This is a genomic window from Variovorax sp. PAMC28562 (genome assembly GCF_014303735.1).
Taxonomy (GTDB): Bacteria; Pseudomonadota; Gammaproteobacteria; order Burkholderiales; family Burkholderiaceae_C; genus Variovorax.
This window is the reverse complement of sequence record NZ_CP060296.1, coordinates 1,427,882-1,450,280: the sequence shown is the minus strand read 5'-3', so window position 1 is coordinate 1,450,280 and position 22,399 is coordinate 1,427,882. Positions and strand designations below refer to the sequence as shown.

At 64.0% G+C, this 22,399-nt stretch carries 23 protein-coding genes; 8 read left to right on the top strand and 15 right to left on the bottom strand.

Features of this window, described 5'->3' with window-relative positions; genetic code table 11:
• Positions 1–124: 124 nt before the first annotated feature.
• The 5 genes from H7F36_RS06830 to H7F36_RS06810 are packed head-to-tail and all read right to left on the bottom strand — an operon-like array spanning position 125 to position 3,868.
• Positions 125–1,294 (bottom strand): D-alanyl-D-alanine carboxypeptidase family protein, encoded by a 1,170-nt coding sequence (locus H7F36_RS06830; RefSeq protein ID WP_187053974.1) that lies wholly within the window; start codon positions 1,292–1,294, stop codon positions 125–127.
• Between the two features lie 25 nt (positions 1,295–1,319).
• Positions 1,320–1,952, bottom strand: a complete 633-nt coding sequence (locus H7F36_RS06825; protein WP_187053973.1) for an alpha/beta hydrolase — start codon at positions 1,950–1,952, stop codon at positions 1,320–1,322.
• Positions 1,953–1,955: 3 nt separating this feature from the next.
• Complete coding sequence (locus H7F36_RS06820; protein WP_187053972.1) at positions 1,956–2,315, bottom strand: (2Fe-2S) ferredoxin domain-containing protein; 360 nt, start codon at positions 2,313–2,315, stop codon at positions 1,956–1,958.
• Positions 2,316–2,324: 9 nt separating this feature from the next.
• A complete protein-coding gene (locus H7F36_RS06815; protein ID WP_187053971.1) occupies positions 2,325–3,437 on the bottom strand; it encodes a VanZ family protein in 1,113 nt (370 codons plus the stop codon).
• Positions 3,438–3,439: 2 nt separating this feature from the next.
• Complete coding sequence (locus H7F36_RS06810) at positions 3,440–3,868, bottom strand: CopD family protein (RefSeq protein ID WP_187053970.1); 429 nt, start codon at positions 3,866–3,868, stop codon at positions 3,440–3,442.
• 336 nt (positions 3,869–4,204) lie between these two features.
• Here H7F36_RS06810 and hemB point away from each other — a divergent pair, with 336 nt between their 5' ends.
• The gene (gene hemB / locus H7F36_RS06805; protein ID WP_187053969.1) at positions 4,205–5,221 is read left to right on the top strand and encodes a porphobilinogen synthase; all 1,017 of its coding nucleotides are present in this window, start codon (positions 4,205–4,207) and stop codon (positions 5,219–5,221) included.
• Between the two features lie 4 nt (positions 5,222–5,225).
• Positions 5,226–6,410, top strand: coding sequence for a magnesium transporter CorA family protein (locus tag H7F36_RS06800; protein ID WP_187053968.1), 1,185 nt, complete (start codon positions 5,226–5,228; stop codon positions 6,408–6,410).
• Between the two features lie 88 nt (positions 6,411–6,498).
• On the opposite strand, the gene H7F36_RS06795 is transcribed toward H7F36_RS06800, so the two are convergent.
• The gene (locus H7F36_RS06795; RefSeq protein ID WP_187053967.1) at positions 6,499–6,849 is read right to left on the bottom strand and encodes an alpha/beta hydrolase; all 351 of its coding nucleotides are present in this window, start codon (positions 6,847–6,849) and stop codon (positions 6,499–6,501) included.
• Between the two features lie 222 nt (positions 6,850–7,071).
• On the opposite strand from H7F36_RS06795, the gene H7F36_RS06790 reads away from it, so the two are divergent.
• On the top strand, positions 7,072–7,977 hold the full coding sequence (locus tag H7F36_RS06790) for a LysR family transcriptional regulator (protein ID WP_187053966.1): 906 nt from the start codon (positions 7,072–7,074) through the stop codon (positions 7,975–7,977).
• Between the two features lie 19 nt (positions 7,978–7,996).
• Here H7F36_RS06790 and H7F36_RS06785 read toward each other — a convergent pair whose 3' ends face one another.
• Both H7F36_RS06785 and H7F36_RS06780 read right to left on the bottom strand, forming a co-directional pair.
• The gene (locus H7F36_RS06785; protein ID WP_187053965.1) at positions 7,997–8,680 is read right to left on the bottom strand and encodes a dienelactone hydrolase family protein; all 684 of its coding nucleotides are present in this window, start codon (positions 8,678–8,680) and stop codon (positions 7,997–7,999) included.
• Positions 8,681–8,682: 2 nt separating this feature from the next.
• A complete protein-coding gene (locus tag H7F36_RS06780; RefSeq protein ID WP_187053964.1) occupies positions 8,683–9,306 on the bottom strand; it encodes a 2-hydroxychromene-2-carboxylate isomerase in 624 nt (207 codons plus the stop codon).
• A 75-nt stretch (positions 9,307–9,381) separates the two neighbouring features.
• Here H7F36_RS06780 and H7F36_RS06775 point away from each other — a divergent pair, with 75 nt between their 5' ends.
• Positions 9,382–10,128, top strand: a complete 747-nt coding sequence (locus H7F36_RS06775) for an SDR family oxidoreductase (protein ID WP_187053963.1) — start codon at positions 9,382–9,384, stop codon at positions 10,126–10,128.
• Positions 10,129–10,142: 14 nt separating this feature from the next.
• On the top strand, positions 10,143–10,787 hold the full coding sequence (locus tag H7F36_RS06770; RefSeq protein WP_187054834.1) for a MarC family protein: 645 nt from the start codon (positions 10,143–10,145) through the stop codon (positions 10,785–10,787).
• A gap of 30 nt (positions 10,788–10,817) precedes the next feature.
• On the opposite strand, the gene H7F36_RS06765 is transcribed toward H7F36_RS06770, so the two are convergent.
• From H7F36_RS06765 to H7F36_RS06745, 5 genes are all read right to left on the bottom strand, one after another.
• Positions 10,818–11,480, bottom strand: coding sequence for an ABC-type transport auxiliary lipoprotein family protein (locus H7F36_RS06765; protein ID WP_187053962.1), 663 nt, complete (start codon positions 11,478–11,480; stop codon positions 10,818–10,820).
• 10 nt (positions 11,481–11,490) lie between these two features.
• Positions 11,491–12,477 (bottom strand): MlaD family protein, encoded by a 987-nt coding sequence (locus H7F36_RS06760; protein ID WP_187053961.1) that lies wholly within the window; start codon positions 12,475–12,477, stop codon positions 11,491–11,493.
• Positions 12,478–12,497: 20 nt separating this feature from the next.
• Entirely contained in the window at positions 12,498–13,328 is an 831-nt protein-coding gene (locus H7F36_RS06755; protein ID WP_187053960.1) for an ABC transporter ATP-binding protein, read from the bottom strand.
• Complete coding sequence (locus tag H7F36_RS06750) at positions 13,325–14,491, bottom strand: MlaE family ABC transporter permease (protein ID WP_187053959.1); 1,167 nt, start codon at positions 14,489–14,491, stop codon at positions 13,325–13,327. Before H7F36_RS06750 ends, H7F36_RS06755 begins: the two co-directional genes overlap by 4 nt.
• A 63-nt stretch (positions 14,492–14,554) precedes the next feature.
• A complete protein-coding gene (locus H7F36_RS06745) occupies positions 14,555–15,514 on the bottom strand; it encodes a LysR family transcriptional regulator (protein WP_187053958.1) in 960 nt (319 codons plus the stop codon).
• Positions 15,515–15,654: 140 nt separating this feature from the next.
• Here H7F36_RS06745 and H7F36_RS06740 point away from each other — a divergent pair, with 140 nt between their 5' ends.
• Both H7F36_RS06740 and H7F36_RS06735 read left to right on the top strand, forming a co-directional pair.
• Entirely contained in the window at positions 15,655–17,172 is a 1,518-nt protein-coding gene (locus H7F36_RS06740) for a CoA-acylating methylmalonate-semialdehyde dehydrogenase (protein ID WP_187053957.1), read from the top strand.
• A 127-nt stretch (positions 17,173–17,299) separates the two neighbouring features.
• Complete coding sequence (locus H7F36_RS06735; protein ID WP_187054833.1) at positions 17,300–18,916, top strand: GMC family oxidoreductase; 1,617 nt, start codon at positions 17,300–17,302, stop codon at positions 18,914–18,916.
• A gap of 7 nt (positions 18,917–18,923) precedes the next feature.
• Here the strand turns inward: H7F36_RS06735 and H7F36_RS06730 are convergent, their stop codons facing one another.
• Together H7F36_RS06730 and H7F36_RS06725 are read right to left on the bottom strand one after the other, a co-directional pair.
• Entirely contained in the window at positions 18,924–19,184 is a 261-nt protein-coding gene (locus H7F36_RS06730; RefSeq protein ID WP_187053956.1) for a hypothetical protein, read from the bottom strand.
• Between the two features lie 14 nt (positions 19,185–19,198).
• Entirely contained in the window at positions 19,199–20,434 is a 1,236-nt protein-coding gene (locus H7F36_RS06725; RefSeq protein ID WP_187053955.1) for an ammonium transporter, read from the bottom strand.
• A 506-nt stretch (positions 20,435–20,940) separates the two neighbouring features.
• Between H7F36_RS06725 and H7F36_RS06720 the strand changes: the two genes are divergently transcribed.
• Positions 20,941–22,395 carry a Dyp-type peroxidase gene (locus H7F36_RS06720; RefSeq protein ID WP_187053954.1) on the top strand — a complete coding sequence of 485 codons (1,455 nt, stop codon included), beginning with the start codon at positions 20,941–20,943 and terminating at the stop codon, positions 22,393–22,395.
• Positions 22,396–22,399 lie beyond the last annotated feature (4 nt).

Here is a 22,399-nt window from a genome sequence, read left to right as displayed (position 1 = left end):
GGGACCTGAGATGCAAAAACGTGAAACCCTTCGAAATAGCGCCGAGCGCCGTCGAAGGCACCTCGGGAATTTCCGAAAAGCCCACGAGTATAGCAGCCCAGCCGCCGCCAACCAACTCTCTCGCTTACTTGATCCAGAGCCGTACAGCGTCCCAGGCGCGGCCGAGGATGCCGGCTTGCTCGACCGGCTCCAGTGCAACCAGTGAAATGTCGGCCACCGACTGGTCGCCGAGCGTCACCTTCAACGATCCGACCGCCTGGAACTTGGTGATCGGCGCCACCAGCGGGTCAGGCCGGGCGAGTTGTGTCTTGATTTTACTGGCCGAACCGGATGGCACAGCCACCACGATGGCTTCAGGCCGGCCAAGCTTGAGAGTGTTGACCTTGCCCTTCCAGATGGCGGGCGTGGCAACCGGCTGATCCGCATCGAAAAGCCGCACGTCGTCATAGGCGGTGTAGCCCCAGTTCAGCAGCTTTTGCGATTCGTTGGCACGCGCGGTTTCGCTGGACGCACCGAGGATGACCGACAGCAGCCTGCGTCCGCCCGGCAGGTTCGGAAAGTCGCGCTTGGCGGTGGCGATCATGCAAAAACCTGCGGCATCGGTATGCCCGGTGTTCAGGCCGTCGATCGTCGGATCGCGAAACAACAGCACGTTGCGATTGGTGTCGTTGGTCGATGGCGTGCCAGGGTAGCGGTACTTCTTGATGGCGTAGTACTTGCCTTCTTCGGGGAAGTCGTGGATCAATCGCGTGGCCAGAATGCTCAAGTCGCGCGCCGTCGTGATGTGACCCGGTGCCGGCGAGCCTTCGGGGTTCTTGTATGTCGTGTTCCTCATGCCGAGCGCCTTGGCCTGCTCGTTCATCAATTCCACGAAATGCTCCAGCGTGCCCCCGATACCTTCAGCGAGCACGTTGGTCGCGTCATTGGCCGACTGAACAATCATTCCCTTGATCAGGTCGTCGACCGGCACCTGCATTTTCGGATCGATAAACATCCGAGAACCCGGCATTTTCGAGGCACGGAGCGACACCGGCATGGTCTGCGCGAGCGTGATCTTCTTTGCGCGCAGCGCGTCGAACACCAGATACGCCGACATCAACTTGGTAAGCGAAGCGGGCTCGACCGGCATGTCGATGTCTTTTTGGGCTAGCAACTGATTTGCCGTGACATCGAGCAGCAAATAACTGCGCGCGGCGACTTCCGGCGGCGCCGGAACCTGCGCGGTCGCGACCAGGCTGAACGATGCGGCAGCCGCCAGCATCAGCGCGCGAAACGCGATGAAGAAACGATTCATTGGGGGGTTGGAGAAAGACGAGAAACTAATCCACGCGAAGGTGGCGGGCGACGAGCTGCTTGAGCAACGGCAATTGTCCGTGAAAGAAATGACCGCCCCCGGGAACTACCGTGACAGGAAGTGACTGCGGGCGCGCCCAGTCCAGCATGGCTGCCAACGGAACGGTGTCGTCCTGTTCTCCGTGCACGACCAGCGTGCGTTCGTGCGCCGCCTCCGGCAACGGTCCCGGTGGCACCCGTGCAACGCTCGCACCAACCAGTGCCACGCGCTGAATATCGCGCACCTCCCACAGCGCACTCAGCGCGTTCATCGCCACGAAGGCGCCGAACGAAAAGCCCGCGATGGCCAACGCCCCATGCGGCGCGACTTGCTCGATCACGGCACGCATATCGTCTGCCTCGCCACGTCCTTCGTCATGCACGCCTTCGCTGGCACCGACGCCGCGAAAATTGAATCGGACTGCCGTCCAGCCCGACGCGATGAACGCGCGGGCCAGTGTCTGCACGACCTTGTTGTCCATAGTGCCGCCGAAGAGCGGATGCGGATGCGCAATGACCACTACACCGCGCGCCTGTGTGCCCGCCGCGGCAGCGTCGCGCTCCGCCTCAATCGCGCCCGCGCCGCCGTGCAAGCTGAGCTTTTCGGTTTGCGAGTTCACGGCTCAACGGCCCACGTCAGGCGGGAGCAACAGGCGATCGACGACCCGGCCATTCTTGAGATGCGAATCGACGATTTCGTCGATGTCTTCGTTGTCGACAAATGTGTACCAGACCGCCTCGGGATACACGACCGCCACCGGGCCGCCGGCACAACGGTCGAGGCAGCCCGACTTGTTCACGCGCACTTTGCCAACACCGGACAACCCGGCCTCCTTGACCTTCGACTTGCAGCGATCAAAGCCTTGTTGGGCATCGTGCATGGCGCACGAGTCCTCTCCGTTCTTGCGTTCGTTGAGGCAGAAGAAGATGTGGCGCTCGTAGTAGCCGCCAACAGCGGGTGGCGTAGATGAAAAACTGGACATCCGCAGATTCTAGGATTGCCGCGGCCGTCGAGACAGCACCAGCAGCACGTAACCCAGCGTCACGAAAGGCCAGAGCCAACCGAGCCACTGCGACAGTCCGTGAAAGCGGATGAAGCGCCCCTGCTCCCACGTTGCCAGCGTCTGCGCGAAGTACGCGCTCTCCGGCGCCTGGTTCAGCAAGCTCAAGTGCAGCACCAGCGCAATCAGGAGCAGCGCGGCCAGAAAGCGACGCGGCGCCGCGAGCAGAAGGGCACCGGCGAAAACCGCCGCGGCAATGCCGATTTGCACCGGCAAACTCAACCAGGCCCACGCGTGCTCAGGGCCATAGCTCAGCGCCGCCGACAGCGCGGTGGTCGCCATCCCCATGCCGAGAGTCAATGGCAGCAACATGGCGCGTCGCACCACCGAGCGCGTCACCACGAAGGCCAACAGGCACGGCACCAATGCGCCGAGCATGACGCACAGCAGCTCGACGCCGGGCACCAGCGGTTCGAGTTCGAACTGGCGAACCGGCATCCAGTCGATGAACGGCGTGTCTTGCAGCCAATCGGCAATGCCCGTCTCCATGCGCTCGAACACCTGGCCCAACCCAAACGTCACAGCTGCCGGAAACAGCAGCGCGGCCGGCCACAACGCAAGCAGCACCAGTGCGCCACGCGAGTCTTCGACAAACCAGGCGGAGCGGGCCCGGCTCCAGTGCGCCACCGCGCCGAAGCGCTCCAGCCCTGCGGCCAAGGTTGCGCCCACGAGCGCGCCTACGGTGTTGAGTCCGAAGTCGACGTTCGAAGGGATGCGCGCAGGCAGGTAGCTCTGCAATGTTTCCATGGCGAAAGAGATCGCACCACCCGCCAGCGTGGCGCGAAGCACGGCGTTGAAACCGCGGGTGTCAGAACGCGCACGCAGCACGGCCACCGCCATCAGGAAGCCAAGCGGCGCGTAGCCAATCACGTTGATGCCCAAATCGAAACCGGTCCAGTACTTCGGCCACGGCGCCGTCAGGTACGCCCACGGCGCGATGCCCTGGTCTCGCCAATCTGCGAACGGATAAAGACTGGCGTAGACGATCAGCGCCGCGTAGGCCAGGGAAAGCGGTAGCGCGGCGGTCTTGTGCGAAGCCGCCACGTTCAAAAGGGTTTGACGACGACGAGGATCACGATGGCCGTCAGCAGCAAAACCGGTGCTTCGTTGAACCAGCGATACCACTTGTGGGTATGCCGCGCTGTGCCCGCATCGATGCGACGCAGCAGTACACCGCAAGCGTGGTGATAACCGACGGTGGCGAGCACCAGCACCAGCTTGGCATGCATCCATCCGTTGCCTGGTCCGAGACCGATGCCGTAGCCCAGCCAAAGCCACAGTCCGAAGGCGAGCGCCGGAACAGCGAGAAGCGTCGTGAAACGCAATAATTTGCGGGCCATCAGCAACAACCGGGCGCGTTCTGCGACCGATTCCGGCGGCACCATCGCGAGGTTCACGAAGATCCGCGGGAGATAGAACAAGCCGGCGAACCAGCTGGCGATGAACACGATGTGCAGCGATTTGACCCAGAGCATCGCCGCAGTTTAGTGGCGCCGGCCGGCAACTGACTGACCGAGGTTTTGCCCGGCACAGCAGGCAAAAAAAAGCCCGGCGTCAAAACGCCGGGCTGGGAAGCCTTTTTGCTGTCACACATCGAGGCACCCGCTCAGGGAGGAAAAGCGGGGAGCGGCAAGCCGCCCGGGACGGAATTTAACAAAGCGCAAACAACCTATCAAGCTTTGAGTTAACTATTTTTTGACGTTTTGTGCGGGAAAGCCAATACGAAAGCCTTCAAATCTGCGATTTTACGGGCTGAATAGTCGCCCAAACGACAATCGCTGCGATCTTTGAGATCGGGCAAAATTTCCCGCATGAATTCTCACGCTTCTTCATTTGCCGCATTTCCGGCCGGTCGGCCACGCAGGTTGCGCCGCGACGCCTTCTCGAGGAATCTAGTTCGGGAGCATGCGCTCACATCCCACGATCTGATCTATCCCGTCTTTGTGCAGGAAGGAACGCAGCGTCGGGATGCCGTGGCTTCGATGCCGGGCGTCGAACGCCTGAGCCTCGATCTGTTGCTCCCGGTGGCCGAGCAGTGCGTCGCCCTAGGCATTCCGGTGATGGCGCTGTTCCCGGTCATCGACGCCAAGCTCAAGACGCCCACCGGCGACGAAGCTTTCAATCCAGACGGACTTATTCCGCGCGTGGTGTCGGCGCTGAAAGCACGCTTTCCGGAGCTGGGTGTAATGACCGATGTGGCGCTCGACCCCTACACCAGCCACGGCCAGGATGGTTTGCTCGACGATACCGGCTACATCCTCAACGACCCCACCGTCGAAGTGCTGGTCAAGCAGGCGCTCGCGCAATCGCAAGCCGGTGTCGATATCGTTGCACCTAGCGACATGATGGACGGTCGCATCGGTGCCATCCGCTCCGCACTGGAAGCGCGAGGCGACATTCACACGCGAATCATGGCCTACAGCGCCAAGTACGCAAGCGCCTTCTACGGGCCGTTCCGCGACGCCGTCGGCTCCGCGGCAAACCTGGGCAAGAGCAACAAGAAGGTCTATCAGATGGACCCCGGCAACAGTGACGAAGCGCTGCGCGAAGTGGCCATCGACATCGCCGAAGGCGCCGACATGGTGATGGTCAAGCCCGGCATGCCGTATCTGGACATCGTGCGCCGCGTGAAGGAAGAGTTCCGCGTGCCGACCTTCGCCTACCAGGTGAGTGGCGAATACGCGATGCTGAAGGCAGCGGCGCAAAACGGCTGGCTCGACCACGACGCTGTCGTGCTCGAAAGCTTGCTCGCGTTCAAACGCGCTGGCGCCGATGGCGTGCTGACGTATTTCGCGCTGGACGCTGCCCGCTTACTGCAAAAACAATAGCGCGATGCGCATCTTCAAGATCACCGGCTCGCGGGTCGAAGAGCACGACGCACTGGCGCCACTGGCCGCGCCTGGCGCCTGTGGGGACGACAGCTATTTGTGGCTATCGCTTACGCGCGATGAATTTCGTGCGGCGCTCGTCGCGGTACAGGGCATCCTGCAGACGGTATGCGGCACCCAGCTGGTCGATCTGCATGTCGCGGATCTGCTGAACGATCAGTTGCCCTCGCACTACGACTACACCTCGCTGTACGACGTGCTCGTGTTTCGTCGGCTGGCCGCACGCGACGGCGCGATGCCCGGCGCAGCGAACCAGGCTGACGTAGAGCCCGCGCCAACATCCGCGCCCGCAACGCGCGGCGGACCTCCAGTGCTGCGGCGCATCGACACGCGACCGGTCGGGTTCGCGGTGTTCGACCGCGTCCTGCTGTCGGTGCATCCGTTCGATGCAGCCATGCGCGACGCCTATGCGGCCAAGCTGCTGGCCGCTGCATCCGACGGCATCAATGGGTCAACCGCACAGCACAACGCCGACCCCGCGCTCGATGTCCGCGCCGTCAGTGCACGCATGCCGACCAGCCCCGCTGACCTGATGCTGCGCGTCGTCAACCAGATCGTCGACGGCTATCTCGATCTGCGGCGCGACCTGACAACGCAGCTCGACCATTGGCAAGCCGAACTGATCGAGCCGAAGAGTCGCTTCACCAATTGGGGCGCGCTGATGGAGGCGCGTCAGTCGCTGCGTCACCTCGGCAATATTTGCGAAGATCAGCGCTCGGCGGTTCAAGACTGGATCGACTCGCAAGAGACGCTGCCTGAGCCGGAAACAAAGCCGGCACAACGCGAGCGAGACCTGCTGATGGTGCGCAGCCGGGATGCGCTGGAACACATCGAGCGCGTGGTCAACCATGTGCGGCGGCTCGAGCAGAACATAGAGACGGCTGTCCAGATGCACTTCAGCATCCAGAGCCATCGCACCAACGACATCATGCGAGTGCTGACGGTGCTGACCGCGATATTCCTGCCGCTCAACCTGATCGCTGGCATCTTCGGTATGAACTTCGAATTCATCCCGCTGGTCCACAAGTCAGATGGCTTCTGGGTCGCGATGGGCTCGATGCTGGTCGTGGCGGTGGTGCTCGTGCTCGTGTTCTGGCGCAAACGCTATCTGACGCGCAGCGCCCGCTGATCGTCCGACGCGCGTCTTCTCAGCCCATAAAAAAAAGCGGACCCGAAGGTCCGCTCTTTCAGTCGGTCAGGCCGCCGAACCGCCTTGATTACAGCCCGGCTTGACGGGTAAAAGACACCGTCGGCTTGCGGTATTGGGCCGGCACCTGATCGCGATAGAACGCGCGGCGATCGAGGCTCTGCAGCGGGTTGTGCGCCGTGGCGACTGCCTCCGAGCGAACCACCGCGCGGTCGGCCGTCGAAGCGACTGCCTGCACGCCGGAGTTGGCGCCTTCAGCGTACGGGTTGTCGCCATGGGCCGCCACTACAGCTTGCGATTGCACTTCAGCGCGGCTGGCAACCGATGTCGGCGCATGAACGCCTTCATAGGTTTCGGCTTGAGCGCCGGCAGTAGCCAACAAAGTGAGTGCGGCGGCAACGATGATTTTCGAGGTCTTCATTTCAAATTTCTTTCAACGGTGTGGATGATTTCGAACCGGTCTTGGGTGGGTGTCGCTTCCTGCTTTGCATGCGACCTCCTCGCTCGGGGCCCTGTTCACCCAGATCAACTTGATGGCTGGTCTGTGAGAGTAAGTTTGCGTCGAGAATGGTCGGGAAAACCCTCGAAAAATGAACCTCCGTGTTCACGGCCTGGAAACAATCGACACCACTTCGGACCTTCAATGGACAGCTTCGACCTCATCAAAACCTTCCATGAAGTGGCTGCGCGCGGCAGCTTTTCCCGCGCCGCGATAGCGCTAGACATGTCGAAAGCGACAGTGAGCAAATACGTGGCGGAACTCGAAACGCGATTCGGCGTGCGCTTGCTCAACCGCTCGACCAGATCCGTCAGCCTCACCGATGCCGGCCAGCTGCTGCTAGAGCGCAGCAAGCCGGTCATGGAGATGGTGGCGCTGACGACCGCCGAGTTGCAGGAGCACGCCAGCAAGCCCCGCGGCCGGCTGCGCGTGTCGGCCCCACACGGCATGGGCCAGGGCGATCTGCCCAAGCTCATCGGGCAGTTCATGGGCTACTACCCCGATGTGAGCATCAGCCTGCACCTGAGCAACCGCACGGTCGACATGGCGGAAGAAGCCATCGACGTGGCGCTGCGCTTCGGCCCTATCGAAGACGACAACTTGATCGTGCGGCGGCTCATGCTGATGAAGCTCGTGCTGTGCGCCTCGCCGCGCTACTGGAAGAAGCACGGCAAGCCGACGCATCCGTCGGAGTTGACGCAACACGATGCACTGACGCACTCGCGCCTCGGGCTGCATCCGCACTGGCGTTTTCAGGTCGACGGCAAGCCGCTCGATGTGCCGCTCAAGACGCGGATGGACGCGACCGAGGCGGGGCCACTCGTCGAGGTCGCGGTGCAGGGCTTCGGCGTGACCTATCTGCCGGCGCTGATCATCCAGCCGCACCTCGACCATGGCGAGCTGGTGCCAGCACTCGAAGAATTCGTTCGGGACGACATGTGGCTGTCAGCCGCCTACCTGCAGCGGCGCCACAACAGCGCGGCGCTGCGGGCGTTTCTGGACTTTCTGGAGACGCGCATAGGCACGCGCAGCCCAACCAGAAAGCATTGAGTGCGGCCTTCGCCTCGACTCAGGTCAAGTGCTTGGCGAAGAATGCCAGCGTGCGCTCTTTCGCAAGCTTGGCAGCTTCGGCGTTGTACGACCCGCGCTGCTCGCAGTTGAAGCCATGGCCGCACGCGTACACGTGCACGTCGACATCGGGATGCGCCTTCTTGAAGGCGTCGACGGTGTCCAGCGGAATCCAATGGTCGTTGTCGCCGAAGTGCGCGAGTACCGGCACCTGCGGCGCCAGCGCGCTTTCTTCCGGCGTCGTCATGCCGCCGCCGTAGTAAGGCGCAGCAGCCGAAAGGCCCGACACTTCGGCGGCAGCACGCCAGGTCAGCAAGCCGCCCCAGCAATAACCGACGATGCCGACCTTTCCGGCACGCGCTGCGTAATCGACCGCCGCTTGAATGTCCTGCAACACGCCCGGCTTGGGGAGTGCTTCGGCCGCGGCCTTCAAGGCTGAGCCCGCCTTCATGTCTTCATCCGAGTAGCCCAGCTCGACGCCCGGCTTCGTGCGCTGAAAGGTCGATGGAGCCACGGCCAGATAGCCCTCGGCCGCATAGCCGTCGGCCACCGAACGAATGTGCGAGTTGACGCCGAAAATTTCCTGCAACACCACGACTGCGCCCTTCGGCGTGCCCTTGGGTTCTGCCACGTAGGCCGGAAAGGTAAAACCGTCTTTGGCGCTGAGATCGATGAATTGACCCATGGTCATGCTCCTTGGTTAGTTGGATTTTTTAGGCTCAGTGCCCGCTCGACGAAGTCGAGCCGGTCCTGGCCCCAGAAGATTTCGCCGTCGACCACGTAGCTCGGCGCACCGAAGATCCCGATGTCGATCGCTTCCTGCGTGTAGGCCTCGTAGCGTTCCTGCACGGCTTGGCTTTGCGATTGGTCGTTGCGTTGTTCCGGCAGGTCGCATTCAGCGACCAGCTCGGCAAGCACCTTGGGGTCGGCGATGTTGCGCTCTTGCGCCCACACCGCGCCGAACACGGCAGCGCACAGACGCATGGCCGCCTCGGTGCCGTCCTTGATATCGACCGCGATGATGACTTTGGCCGCGTCGTCGCTGGCCACCGGAAAGAACTTGGGCTTGGGATGCAGCGGCACATCGAGATGGCTCGAGTAGCGCGCGAGTTCGAGCAGTCGATAAGTCTGGCGTTGCGGTGCCCGTTTGCCGAGCGGCAAGCCGCCCGACACGGGGTAGACGCTGCCCAGGTCGACCGGCCGCACACGCACCGTAGCGCCAGCTGATTTGGCGATAGCGACGAAGCGCGCGTGACCAAGGTAGGTCCAAGGGCTCTGCGGCGCAAAGTAGTAATCGATCGTGCGTGTCAAGGGCGTTTCCTCGTGATGTCGCGGTGATGTAATCAATTTTTAACTGACGCGCAACTTTTGTGCAGGAGGCAGGATTTGGAACAAGTGCTCTTGATCACCGGTGGCAGTCGCGGCATCGGCGCCGCCACCGCCCTGCTCGCGGCGCGCCGCGGCTATGCCGTCGCCGTCAACTACGCCAGCCAGCCGCTCGCTGCCGACGAAGTGGTGCGCGCCATTCGCGCCGAGGGCGGCACGGCGATCACCGTGCAGGCCGATGTCGGCGACGAAGCGCAGGTCGTGGCAATGTTCGCGAAGGTCGATGCCGAGCTCGGTCGGCTCACCGCGCTGGTCAACAACGCAGGCGTGGTCGACGTGCAGGCGCGCGTCGACCAGATGTCGGTCGCGCGGCTCGAACGCATGCTGCGCATCAACGTGATCGGCAGCTTTGTCTGCGCGCGCGAGGCGGTGCGACGCATGAGCACCCGGCACGGCGGCGCAGGCGGCGTGATCGTCAATTTGTCGAGCGCTGCAGCGCGGCTCGGTGGCCCGGGCCAGTACGTCGACTACGCCGCGAGCAAAGGCGCCATCGACACCTTCACCCTCGGCTTGGCGAAAGAGGTGGCCGACGAAGGCATTCGCGTCAACGCAGTGCGGCCGGGCTTGATCGACACAGACATCCACGCCTCCGGTGGGCAGCCCGGCCGCGCCGCAGAACTGGCGCCCGGCGTGCCGATGAAGCGCGTCGGCAGCGCGCAGGAAGTTGCCGAAGCGATCGTGTGGTTGCTGTCGCCCGAGTCGAGCTACACCACCGCGACGGTACTGGACGTCGCGGGAGGACGCTGATGGCCAGCCCGACGATGGATCTCATCAAGCCGATGATCACGCTGCTGGCCATCGTCAACCCGCTCGCCATCGTTCCGTTTTTCATTCACTACACGCAGGAGTTCAACGAGGCGCAAAAGCGACGCACGGTCATCGTGGCGTCGTTCAGCGCGTTCGTGGTGATCGCGGTCAGCGCACTGCTCGGGTTGCAACTGCTCGGGTTCTTCGGCATTTCGATCGCCAGCTTTCAAGTCGGCGGCGGTCTGCTGCTGATGATGAGTTCGCTGTCGATGCTCAACGCCAAACCGGCGGAAGACAAGACGACCAACGAGGAAATCCGGGCGACAGAGGTGAAGGCGTCGCTCGGTGCATCGATCGCTGTCGTGCCCTTGACGATCCCGCTGCTGACCGGTCCGGCGACCATGTCGACGGTGGTGATCTACGCCGAGAAGGCGAAGCACCTCTGGGAGCTTTTCGTGCTGGTCGGTTATGGCGCGGTCATCGCACTGGCGACCGCTGCTGCGTTCTCGCTGGCGGAGCCGATTGCCAAGGTGCTGGGCCGCACCGGCATCAACATCATGACGCGGCTGATGGGACTGATCCTCGCGGCTTTGGCTGTCGAAGTGATGGCCGACGGCCTGGGCAAGTTGTTCCCCGTGCTGTTGTCGCGCGGCGCCTGAGGCCGTCATTCAGCGCTCGGCGGCGCGGGGTTAACGCGGCAGCTGATCGACCCACGCGACCATCTCTGCAATCGCCGCATCGCTCGCTGCCGCCAGCGCCTTCACGCCGCCTGCGGCATCGCCGGTCGGTGCCGGGCGCTGCGCGTTGAAGCTGCGCTGCCCGAGCACCCTGTCACCGCCCGCCGTGCTCTGAACCAGCGTCGCGCGGAGCCGCACCAACCCCACGCTCGAGCCTTGCGATTCGAAGTACTGGCTGAATTCGTCGAGCGAGATCCGCAGCGTGTCCGGCACCTTGCCGTCGCGACGCGCGATGGTCGCGCTCTCTTCCGGCCCGAGCACAGTGCGACGTGCCGACAGCGCTTCACGCAAACGCTGCCGCAGCAACTGCGTCGGCGCGACGCTCCAGCGCGACTGACCGTACGGCTTGAGTTCGTTGGCATCGGCATAGCCCAATCGATAGTTCAGCTGGGTGCCGTCGAGCCTCGTGTTGGCATCGATCTCCGGCAAAGAGATGGGCGGCATCACGGTGCTCGTCGTGGCCGATGGCGTACCGAGCCCCGGCCCGAAGTCGTAGAGCGCCGCGCGCTGTGGCTTGTCGGGCAATGCGCCGCAACCTGCGATCAAGAGCGTGAGCAGAGCCGGCCCGAAGGCAGACGGCCGTGCAAGGCGAGCGACTGAATCGATTAATTTCATGTGGTCCCCTTCAAGGGCGCGCTGCGCTGTTGGCGGCCGGCAGTGCGGAAGCCGGAGGCAGTGCGAAGCCGGGCTCGCCCGGTCCGGCTGCAGCACCGCCGTTGCCGAACAAGAGCGATTGCGGGTTGTCGTTGATGCCGTCGGCCGCGCGGCCGAGCCGGCGTACCGCGCGCGAGGTGTCGTCGGCCACGCGATTGACGCGCGGCAGCGTCGCGGTATTGAAAGAATCCACTGCCTGGCCCAGCGCCTGCGTGCCGCTCGCCAACCGGTCGAGCGCACCGTCTTTCTCGTTGACGCGGCTCACCGTCGAATTAAGGTTGTTGGCCACCCGCGACACATCGGTGGCCGCCGTCTTCACGCGCGTCAACGCATCGGGCATGGCCTTGAGCGCCGGGTCGAGCGAGGTCTTGACGGTGTTGTCGAGTCGCTTGGTCAGATCGTTCGCGCTGCCAGCCGCCTGCGCGATATTTTCGAGCGCGTCGGCGAAGCGCTTTTGGTTGGTATCGCCGAGCAAGGTGTTGGCGCGCTTCGTCACTTCCTCGACCTGGTTGATGATGGCTTCGCCGCGGTCCTGCAACTGCGCAAGGGCCGATTGCTTGAGCGGAAGGCGCGGCGGATCGTCGTTGTCGGGCACCAGCGCCACGGTCGATCCGCCCTTGTCGTCCAGCGCGATAAACGCCAGGCCGGTGACGCCTTGGTAGCTCAGCGTCGCGTAGCTCGATTTTGTGAGCGGCACGCGCTCGTCGACACTGATGCGCACCCGCACGTTGCCCTTGCGCTTGGGGTCGAAGTCGATGAGCGTGACCTTGCCGACCGCGATGCCGCGGTAGCGCACCATGGCCTGCGGCTGCAGACCGCTCACCGCATCGCTGGTCGACAGTTCGTAGATATTGCGCACGGTGTTGTCGCGCGTGAACCAGACCACCAGCCCCACGAGCAAGGCGATAAGTCCGAGCACGAAAGCACCGGCGGCAATGGCATGGGCCTTGTTTTCCATGGGCAGTGTTCCCTTTCTTTCTAGCCCGCGTTGGCGGGCCGTGCAATCGGCGGGGCCGCACGTTTTTCGTGCAATGCCTCCATGGCGCGCTGGCCGCGTCCGCCGAGAAAATATTGGTGGATGAAGGGGTGGGGATAGGCGATCACATCGCGCGCTTCTCCGGTCACGATCACTTTATGGTCCGCCAGCACCGCGATGCGCGTGCTGAGGTCGAACAGCGTGTCCAGATCGTGCGTGACCATGACCACCGTGAGGCCGAGTTCGCGGTGCAGGCCCCGCAGCAGATCACAAAGCTCATCGGCGCTCTCAGGGTCCAGGCCGGCCGTCGGTTCGTCCAGCAACAGCAGCGGAGGATCCATGATGAGCGCACGCGCGAGCGCCACCCGCTTGATCATGCCGCCTGACAGCTCCGACGGACTGCGGCCTGCGTTCTCGGGCCCCAGGCCGACCATCTGCAACTTGACCATTGCGGCGTCGCGGATGAGTTCGTCGGGCAGCAACTTCAGTTCGCGCAACGGAAACGCGATGTTCTCCAACACGCTGAATGCAGAGAACAGCGCGCCGTGCTGAAACAGCATGCCGACGTTGGCTGCACCCGTCGCGCTGAGCTTGCCGGGCGCTTCGCCCAGCACCTTGACATCGCCCTTCGTCGGTTGCTCGAGCCCGAGCATTTGCCGGAGCAGCACGGTCTTGCCGGTGCCCGACCCGCCGACCAGCGACAGGACCTCGCCCCGCTGGATGACGAGGTCGAGGTCGCGGTGCACCACCTGGTCGCCCTCCGGGCTCTTGAACACCGTCCAGAGCTTGCGGATTTCGACCACCGGCACGCTCGGATCGACGAAGCCTGTCACGACGAAAACCCCACGCCGCGGAACAGTACCGCGAACAACGCATCGACCAGAATCACGATGGTGATGGACGTCACCACCGACGACGTCGTGCCCTTGCCCAGACTTTCGGTGTTGGGTTTGACCTTCATGCCGAAGTAGCAGCCGACCAGCGCGATCAGGATGCCGAACACCGCCGATTTGGCGAGCGCGAGATAAAGATTACTGATGGGCACCGCGCGCGGCAGCGCCGACAAGAAGAAGGCGGGCGAAATATCGAGCGCAGCCTCGGCGGCCAGCATGCCTCCCGCCAATGCTGCCATCGACGTCCAGAGGCTGATGAGCGGCATGGCGATGGCCAGTGCCAGCACGCGCGGCATGACGAGCCTGAAGCCATGCGGGATGCCCATCACGCGCATTGCGTCGAGTTCTTCGGTCACCCGCATCACGCCGATCTGCGCGGTGATCGCCGAACCGGAACGCCCCGCGATCAGCACCGCGGCAAGAACAGGCCCGAGTTCACGCACCAGAGAGAGTCCGAGGATGTTGACGATGAAAGTTTCAGCGCCGTACTGCCTAAGTTGCTGCGACGTGAGGTAAGCCAGCACTACGCCGATGAGCAAGCCGACCAGCGCGGTGATCGGCAAAGCAGTAGCGCCGAACTGGTACAGATGCCCGGAAAAGTCGCGCCACGGCCCCCGGTGCGGCGCACGAATGAGCTTGCCGATATCGAGCGCAAGCTGTCCGATCATCCGGGTGAACTCGCCCGCTACGATCATCAGGCGCGGGCCGTTGAGCGCGAAAGCCTTGAGGCGATCGGCCAGCGTCTTGGGCGGCTCGTCGGGCGTGCTGCAGGTGTACCGCGCCACCTGATCGAGCACGGCCTTCTGCTGATCGGACATTTCCAGCGATGCGGGCCACGCGTTGTTCCAGTGGCCCCAAAGGAGCTGCGCGCCGATGTGGTCGAGTTGCTCGATCGGGCGGAGGTCCCAAGCGGCTTCGTCGCTGGCCGGGGCAGCTCCCAAGCTCTTCGACAGCGCCTCCCAAGTCGACGTTCGCGACATGGCCAGTGCCGTCCAGCGTCCACTCGCGACGGTCAGCCGGCGCCCTTGCTCATCGTGCCGCACGACACGCGGCAAAACGCTTTCGGCGTCGGGCGCAGGGATCGGCGCAGCGGCTGGCGGCATGGGTTCGGTCGGTTCCTGAGGCGGCTCGTTTGAAGGCGGGTTTCATCCTAACCGCAGGGTGCGTCAGGGCTGCACGGAAAAGCCCGGCGCCAGCGCGCCACGCAACCATTCGACGAATGCCGCAACTGCCCGGGGCACATGCGTCGCGTAGGGCCGGATCGCGTAGAGCTGCTCGCCGAAGGCACCGACCGGCCGCCACTGCGCCAGCACCTCGACCAGCTTGCCCGCCTGCAGCGCCGACTGCGCACTGAAGTCCGGCATGAGCGCGATGCCCAATCCCGAGAGTGCGGCATCGCGCAACGCCTCGCTGTTGTTTGCCGCAAACGGCCCCGACACGGGCACGGTAAGGCGCTGGCCGGCGAGCTTCGCCATCGTCGACACCGTGGCCTTCGCCTCGAAGTGCCACGCCGGTGCGTCCTTCACACGGGGATAGTGCAGGCAGTCGTGCGAGGCGAGGTCATGCGGTTCTCGGGGCACGCCACGGCGCCGCAGATAGGCGCGGCTCGCCACCAGCACCGATCGTGTGGCGCAGAGCGTCCAGGCCACGTGCGTGTCGGGTGGCGCAGCGGTGTGGCGGATCGCCAGATCGAAGCCTTCCATCGCCAGCGAGCTGAGCCGATCCGACAGGTCGAGCTCGATGCGCACGTCGGGATGCGCCCGCAAAAACTCAGCGATGCGCGGTACCAGTTGCTGCCGCGCAAAGGCGACTGGCGCGGTTACGCGCAGCAGCCCGGTCGGCACGCCGGCCAGGTCGCGCACGCCGGCGAAGCTGTGCGCGATCTGCTCGAACGGCGTGCGCATGTCGTCGACCAGCCGTTGCCCCGCTTCGGTCAGTCGCACGCTGCGGGTGGTGCGCTGGACCAGTTGCACATTGGCAGCGCGCTCCAGCTCGGCGATGCGCTGGCTCATCGCGGCCTTGCTCACGCCGAGCCGTTGCGCCGCCGCGGTGTAGCTGCCCTGCTGCGCCAGCACGGTGAGCCAGTGCAGATGCATCCAGAGCGCTTCGATCTTTTGGGGTTCCATGGATGCATTGTTCACCATAGCGAACAATGCGTTCAGCGTTTACGCCTTGGCGGCCGAGCTTGCGCTGCCTAAACTCCACTACCCCTGGCGGCTCCGCGCACGCTGTCCATCAACCTTTTCCGCCCCAAGCGAGACACCCGATGCAAATCACCAAGACACCGATCGATCACTTCATCAACGGCCGCAGGGTCGCCAACGCATCCGGCCGCAGCCAGGATGTGACCAACCCGGCCACCGGCATGGTGACGGGCGCCACCGGCCTGGCCAGCGCGATCGAAGTGAATGCCGCAGTGGCGGCCGCGCAAGCCGCGTTCCCCGCCTGGGCCGACACGCCGCCCATTCGCCGCGCGCGCGTGCTCTTCAAGTTCCTGGACCTGCTCAATCAGAACAAGGACGAGCTCGCCCACCTCATCACCGCCGAGCACGGCAAGGTGTTCACCGATGCGCAGGGCGAGGTCTCTCGCGGCATCGACGTCGTCGAGTTCGCCTGCGGCATCCCGCAATTGCTCAAAGGCGACTTCACTGACCAGGTGTCGACCGGCATCGACAACTGGACGCTGCGCCAGCCGCTCGGCGTGGTCGCCGGTATCACGCCTTTCAACTTTCCGGTGATGGTGCCGATGTGGATGTTCCCGGTCGCCATCGCCGCTGGAAACACTTTCATCTTGAAGCCGAGCCCGACCGACCCGAGCGCCTCGCTGCGCATGGCCCAGTTGCTGAAACAAGCCGGCTTGCCCGACGGCGTCTTCAACGTGGTGCAGGGCGACAAAGTCGCGGTCGATGCGTTGCTGGAGCACCCGGACGTCAAGGCGATCAGCTTCGTCGGCTCGACCCCCATCGCCAACTACATCTACGAAACCGGCGCGCACCATGGCAAGCGCGTGCAGGCCTTGGGCGGTGCCAAGAACCACATGGTCGTGATGCCTGATGCGGACATCGACCAGGCGGTCGATGCGCTCATCGGCGCCGGCTTCGGCTCGGCGGGCGAGCGCTGCATGGCGATCAGCGTGGCGGTGCTGGTGGGCGACGTGGCCGACAAGCTGATGCCCAAGCTGATCGAGCGCACCAAGACGCTGAAGGTACTCGACGGCGAGAACCTCGAAGCCGAGATGGGCCCGATCGTCACGCGCGCCGCGCACGAACGCATCACCGGCTACATCGACCTGGGCGAGAAAGAAGGCGCCAAGCTCGTCATCGACGGCCGCCAATTCGACGGCGCCAAGGCCGGCAAAGGTTGCGCCGACGGCTTCTGGATGGGCGGCACGTTGTTCGACCACGTCACGCCCGAGATGCGCATCTACAAGGAAGAGATCTTCGGTCCGGTGCTCTCGTGCGTCCGTGTCGGCGATTTGAAAGAAGCGGTCGACCTCATCAACGCGCATGAGTTCGGCAACGGCGTGAGCTGCTTCACCCGCGACGGCAACGTGGCGCGCGAGTTTTCGCGACGCATCCAGGTGGGCATGGTCGGCATCAACGTGCCGATTCCGGTGCCGATGGCATGGCACGGCTTCGGCGGCTGGAAGAAGAGCCTGTTCGGCGACATGCACGCCTATGGCGAAGAGGGCGTGCGCTTCTATACGAAGCAGAAGAGCATCATGCAGCGCTGGCCTGAGAGCATCGGCAAGGGTGCAGAGTTCGTCATGCCCACGGCAAAGTAAGCTCCGAATACAGCCCGAGGCACGGCACACCGTCCCGGGCTTTTTTGTTTGATCTGGAGACAACGGCTTGAGCAACGACACCACTTTCGACTACATCGTCATCGGCGGCGGCACGGCCGGCGCGCTGATGTGCAACCGGCTCACGCGGCAGTCGCAAAAGCGCACGCTGCTGATCGAGGCGGGGCGCAAGGACGACTACCACTGGATTCACATCCCTGTGGGCTATCTGTATTGCATCGGCAACCCGCGCACCGACTGGCTCTACAACACTGAACCGGATGCGGGCCTCAACGGCCGCACGCTGCGCTATCCGCGCGGCAAGACGCTCGGTGGTTCATCGTCCATCAACGGGATGATCTACATGCGCGGGCAATCACGCGACTACGACCAATGGGCCACGCTCACCGGCGACGACGCTTGGCGCTGGGAGAACGTGCTGCCCGCTTTCAAGCAGCACGAGGACTACTACCTCGGTGCCGACGAGATGCACGGTGTCGGCGGTGAATGGCGCATCGAAAAGCAGCGGCTGAGGTGGGACATCCTCGATGCTTTTGCACTGGCGGCGCAAGAGGCCGGCATTCCGCACAGCAGCGACTTCAATCGCGGCAGCAACGAAGGCGTCGGCTACTTCCAGGTCAACCAAAAGGACGGCTGGCGCTGGAATACGGCCAAGGCCTTCTTGCGGCCGGTTTGCTACGGGCGGCCCAACTTCGAGATGTGGGTCAGCGCGCATGTGACCAAGCTCATCGTCGAGAAGCAGTCCGACGGCAGTCAGCGCTGCACCGGCGTGCAGGTGTGGGACGGGCACGAGATGGTGATCGCCCACGCCACGCAAGAAGTGGTGCTGTGCGGCGGCGCCATCGGCTCGCCACAGATCCTGCAGCTCTCGGGCATTGGACCCGCGGCGCTCTCGCAGGAACATGGGATTCCGGTCGTGGCCGACCTGCCCGGCGTCGGCGGCAACCTGCAAGACCACTTGCAGATTCGTGCGGTGTTCAAGATCGAAGGCGCACCGACACTCAACGTGCTGGCCTCGTCGCTCTTCGGCAAGGCGAAGATCGGCCTCGAATACGTGATGAAGCGCAGCGGCCCGATGAGCATGGCGCCGTCGCAGCTCGGCGCCTTCACGCGCAGTTCGCCCGAGCACGAATGGCCGAATCTCGAGTATCACGTGCAGCCACTGTCGCTCGATGCTTTCGGCGAGCCGCTGCACAGTTTCCCGGCCTTTACCGCGAGCGTGTGCAACCTGAACCCGACCAGTCGGGGCACCGTGCGCATCAAGAGCCCGCGCTACCAGGACGCGCCGGCGATTTCGCCCAACTACCTGAGCACCGATGAAGACCGCAAGGTCGCGGCCGATTCGCTGCGCGTCACGCGTCGCATCGCGGCCCAACCGGCGTTGGCCAAGTACAAGCCCGAAGAGTGGAAGCCCGGCGTGCAGTACCAGACCGACGACGAGCTCGCACGGCTGGCGGGCGACATCGCAACCACCATCTTCCATCCGGTCGGCACCGCCAAGATGGGCGCCGACAGCGATTCGATGGCCGTGCTCGACTCCCGCATGCGCGTGCGCGATGGGCGCGGCAATTTGATCCATGGCCTGCGGGTGGTCGACGCCAGTGCCATGCCCACGATCACCAGCGGCAACACCAACAGCCCGACGTTGATGATGGCGGAGAAGGCCGCAGGCTGGATGCACGAAGATGCCGTGGCCGGCGCCAAGTCGAGGAGCGCCGCAATTTAGCTGGGGCTCACCGCAATCCACCCACATAGCGCGGGGCGCCTTTCGAGATTACCGGCGCCAGCGGCGCCATCGCAAATTCGAGCCCCGTGGCGATGGCCGCCAGATCGAGATCGCTCGTCGCCGTGGCGTGCGCCCGCGCAATGCGCACTATCGCTGTCGCGTACTCGACGTTGACGGACATCCACTCTGTGTCGGTCACGCGGCCGGTCTTCCGGCGCAGCGCCACGTGCAGTCGGGCCGCTGCGGCTATGCGATCCTCTTCGGTCATGTCGTTGTGTTCATTCAGGTGCCGATGCGCTCGCGCTGCTGGCCGAGGTCGAGGCCAACCGCTTCGGTCTCGTCGCTGACGCGCAGGCCGACCACGATGTGGACCACCAGCAGCACCAGCCCCGTGCCGATGGCGCTGTACAGCGCGACCGCGCCGATGGCAAGCGCCTGTACGCCCAGGTGGCCGGTTCCGCCGGAGATGCGGCTGTCTGCGAAGACCCCCGTCAACAGCGCGCCGACGATGCCACCGATGCCATGCACGCCGAAGACGTCGAGCGAATCGTCGGCCCGCAGCACGCGCTTGAGCGCGGTTGCACCCCAGTAGCAGGCCAGCCCGGCGATCAGACCGATGGCCACCGCGGCGGGCGGCGTCACGAAGCCCGCAGCAGGCGTGATCGCCACCAGGCCTGCCACCAGGCCAGAACACAGGCCGAGCAACGACGGGCTGCGCCGTGTCGTCCACTCGGCGATCATCCAGCTCAGCGCGCCCGCCGCCGCGGCAAGGTGCGTCGCGAGCATCGCAAGCCCGGCTCGGCCATCGGCCGCCACGGCAGATCCAGCGTTGAATCCGAACCAGCCCACCCACAACAGGCCGGCACCGACCATCGTCAACGCCAGGCTGTAGGGCTCGAAAGACTCGCGCCCGTAGCCGCGGCGCGGGCCGACCGCATAGGCACACACCAGCCCTGCCACGCCCGCGTTCACGTGCACCACCGAGCCGCCGGCGAAGTCGAGCACCCCCATTTGGGCGAGCCAGCCACCCGGCTCCCAGACCCAGTGCGCGATCGGCGCATAGACGAGGACGCTCCAGAGCAGGGCGAACCAGAGCACCGCCGACAGCCGCATGCGCTCCACAAACGAGCCGACGACGAGCGCACAGGTGATGATGGCAAAGGTCAGCTGGAACATCGCATACACGGACTCAGGGACATTCGGCGCGACATGGCTCACCGCGACGGTGCCCGCTTCTTTCAGGTAGTCGAAGCCGGCAAACCAGAAGCGGCTCGTGCCGCCGAGCCATGACGAGCCCGCAGTAAACGCCAGCGAGTAGCCCATCGCAAACCAGGTGATCGACACGGCGGCGGCGACGACCAGCACACTGGCCATCGTGTTCAGAACGCTCTTGCGCCGCACCATGCCCGCGTAGAACAACGCGATGCCGGGCAGTGTCATGAGCAGGACCAGCGCGGTCGATGTCATGAGCCAGGCGGTGTCGGCACCATTGAGGGACGCTTGGGGAACCAGTGCCATCGGAAAAAGCCAATCGGGGATTTGGGACACTCTTCGCCTGCACGAGTCGTGCCATTTGTTAACTTCCAGAAACAAACTCACGTCACCAACGTGACGCCGTGCACGCTTTAGAGCGGGTTACTCCTAATGCACTACCTCGGTGCGACAACCTAAAGTCTCGCCACTCGCAAGCGGGCACGTCCCGGCTGTCGAGGGTCTGAGGAGACAAAGCTTCCGACTGTTGAACAATAAATATTCAAGGCTCCATTCGAGACGCCTGAATACCTTTTCGAAGCGCCGCTGGTCGGCGCTTTTTTTTGCGCGTTCAACAAACGCTTGCATGGCGGCATATAGCTACCGCAGGTCCTGGCCAGATGGTCAGCACTCACCAACAAACGGCCTTCTACCTTTCCGACGGTGCTAGACCATCTGCCTTCGAGGCCGTCGCGATGGTTCCACCATCCGGCGGATGTGGACGGCAAGACGGCTTCCTAGACTGAAATCCCCCACTCACAGGAGATTTCGTCATGCCGATTCATCTGACCAAACCGCTCGCCTGGAAAAAGGCCGACTCGGACGAGCTCAAGTTGCTGCAGGCCCTGCAGGGCAATATCCTCAAGGGCCACGGACGAGAGTCGACTGCCGATATCTTCTTCAAGTTCGGCCCGGCAGCAAAAGACTCGAAACGCATGCTGCGCGACCTCGCGAACTTTCATGTCGTCAGCGCCCATCGGCAATTGCTCGACGCGGAAAAATTCAAGGCGAGCAAGAAGTGCGACGGCGGTGGTCCGTTCGTGCACCTGGCGCTGAGCTTTACCGGCTACCAGGCGCTCGGCCTTGCCGCGAGCGCCCCGACCGACACAGATTTCCGCGGCGGCATGAAGGCTGCCGGCAGCATTTCAGCGCTTGCCGACCCGGCCGTCACCACTTGGGAAACGCCGTTCCAGGGCGATATCCATGGCATGGTGCTCGCAGCCGACGAAACGGAGGGCAAGACGGCCGCACTGGCCGCAAAGGTCAAAGGGCTCATCGAAGACGCGGGCGGCACCATCGTCCACGTCCAGCATGGCCGCGCCCTGAAGAATGCGCGCGGGGACGGCATTGAAAACTTCGGGTACGTCGACGGCCGCAGCCAACCCCTGATGCTGCAGGAAGACATCGACGCCGAGACCTCCGCCACCGGCTCATCGCGCTGGGACCCGGGCTTTCCGCTCAAGCTGGCGCTGGTCGACGACCCCGGCGTGACCGACACGTTCTCCTTCGGCAGCTTCTTCGTATTCCGCAAACTCGAACAGGACGTGCGCGGATTCAAGACGCGAGAGCAGGAGATTGCGGACGTGCTGGAGCTCGAAGGCGAGGACCGTGAACTCGCCGGCGCGATGATCGTCGGCCGCTTCGAAGACGGCACGCCAGTGACGCTCTCCAAAGACGCACGGGGCGACGACCCGCCGAATAACTTCAACTACGACGGCGATGCCGGCGCGCGTTGCCCGTTTCATGGTCACATCCGCAAGACCAACCCGCGCGGCAGCGGCAACGCCGAGACGCCGGCGCTCGAACGCATGCACCTGATGGCGCGACGCGGCATTCCGTACGAAGACGTCAAACGCGATGTGCATCCGTCGGAGCTGCCCGATTCCGGCAGCCTGGCCGAGTTCACCGCCGACGTGGCGCCCTCGTTGCCGACAGGTGGCGTGGGCCTCCTGTTCATGGCCTACAACCACAAGATTGGCGACCAGTTCAAATTCACCCAGCAAACCTGGGTCAACCTCACGCAGTTTCCGCTGCAGCCCGGCAGCCCGCACGGTATCGATCCGGTCATCGGCCAAGGAACCAACAATCCGGGCGACCAAAAGCTGCCCAAGACCTGGGACGACACAGCGGAAGGCTTTGCCAACAATGCGCCGTTCGCAGGTTTCGTGAAAATGAAAGGCGGCGAGTACTTTTTTTCGCCCAGCCTGACCTTCCTGAAGAACCTCTAGGCGG

Excerpts from the sequence above, each read along its gene's own strand:
- H7F36_RS06830 (WP_187053974.1), bottom strand. The coding sequence starts at position 1,294 with ATGAATCGTTTCTTCATCGCGTTTCGCGCGCTGATGCTGGCGGCTGCC.
- H7F36_RS06820 (WP_187053972.1), bottom strand. The coding sequence starts at position 2,315 with ATGTCCAGTTTTTCATCTACGCCACCCGCTGTTGGCGGCTACTACGAG.
- H7F36_RS06810 (WP_187053970.1), bottom strand. The coding sequence starts at position 3,868 with ATGCTCTGGGTCAAATCGCTGCACATCGTGTTCATCGCCAGCTGGTTC.
- hemB (WP_187053969.1), top strand. The coding sequence starts at position 4,205 with ATGAATTCTCACGCTTCTTCATTTGCCGCATTTCCGGCCGGTCGGCCA.
- H7F36_RS06800 (WP_187053968.1), top strand. The coding sequence starts at position 5,226 with ATGCGCATCTTCAAGATCACCGGCTCGCGGGTCGAAGAGCACGACGCA.
- H7F36_RS06795 (WP_187053967.1), bottom strand. The coding sequence starts at position 6,849 with ATGAAGACCTCGAAAATCATCGTTGCCGCCGCACTCACTTTGTTGGCT.
- H7F36_RS06790 (WP_187053966.1), top strand. The coding sequence starts at position 7,072 with ATGGACAGCTTCGACCTCATCAAAACCTTCCATGAAGTGGCTGCGCGC.
- H7F36_RS06785 (WP_187053965.1), bottom strand. The coding sequence starts at position 8,680 with ATGGGTCAATTCATCGATCTCAGCGCCAAAGACGGTTTTACCTTTCCG.
- H7F36_RS06770 (WP_187054834.1), top strand. The coding sequence starts at position 10,143 with ATGGATCTCATCAAGCCGATGATCACGCTGCTGGCCATCGTCAACCCG.
- H7F36_RS06765 (WP_187053962.1), bottom strand. The coding sequence starts at position 11,480 with ATGAAATTAATCGATTCAGTCGCTCGCCTTGCACGGCCGTCTGCCTTC.
- H7F36_RS06760 (WP_187053961.1), bottom strand. The coding sequence starts at position 12,477 with ATGGAAAACAAGGCCCATGCCATTGCCGCCGGTGCTTTCGTGCTCGGA.
- H7F36_RS06750 (WP_187053959.1), bottom strand. The coding sequence starts at position 14,491 with ATGCCGCCAGCCGCTGCGCCGATCCCTGCGCCCGACGCCGAAAGCGTT.
- H7F36_RS06745 (WP_187053958.1), bottom strand. The coding sequence starts at position 15,514 with ATGGAACCCCAAAAGATCGAAGCGCTCTGGATGCATCTGCACTGGCTC.
- H7F36_RS06740 (WP_187053957.1), top strand. The coding sequence starts at position 15,655 with ATGCAAATCACCAAGACACCGATCGATCACTTCATCAACGGCCGCAGG.
- H7F36_RS06735 (WP_187054833.1), top strand. The coding sequence starts at position 17,300 with ATGTGCAACCGGCTCACGCGGCAGTCGCAAAAGCGCACGCTGCTGATC.
- H7F36_RS06730 (WP_187053956.1), bottom strand. The coding sequence starts at position 19,184 with ATGACCGAAGAGGATCGCATAGCCGCAGCGGCCCGACTGCACGTGGCG.
- H7F36_RS06725 (WP_187053955.1), bottom strand. The coding sequence starts at position 20,434 with ATGGCACTGGTTCCCCAAGCGTCCCTCAATGGTGCCGACACCGCCTGG.
- H7F36_RS06720 (WP_187053954.1), top strand. The coding sequence starts at position 20,941 with ATGCCGATTCATCTGACCAAACCGCTCGCCTGGAAAAAGGCCGACTCG.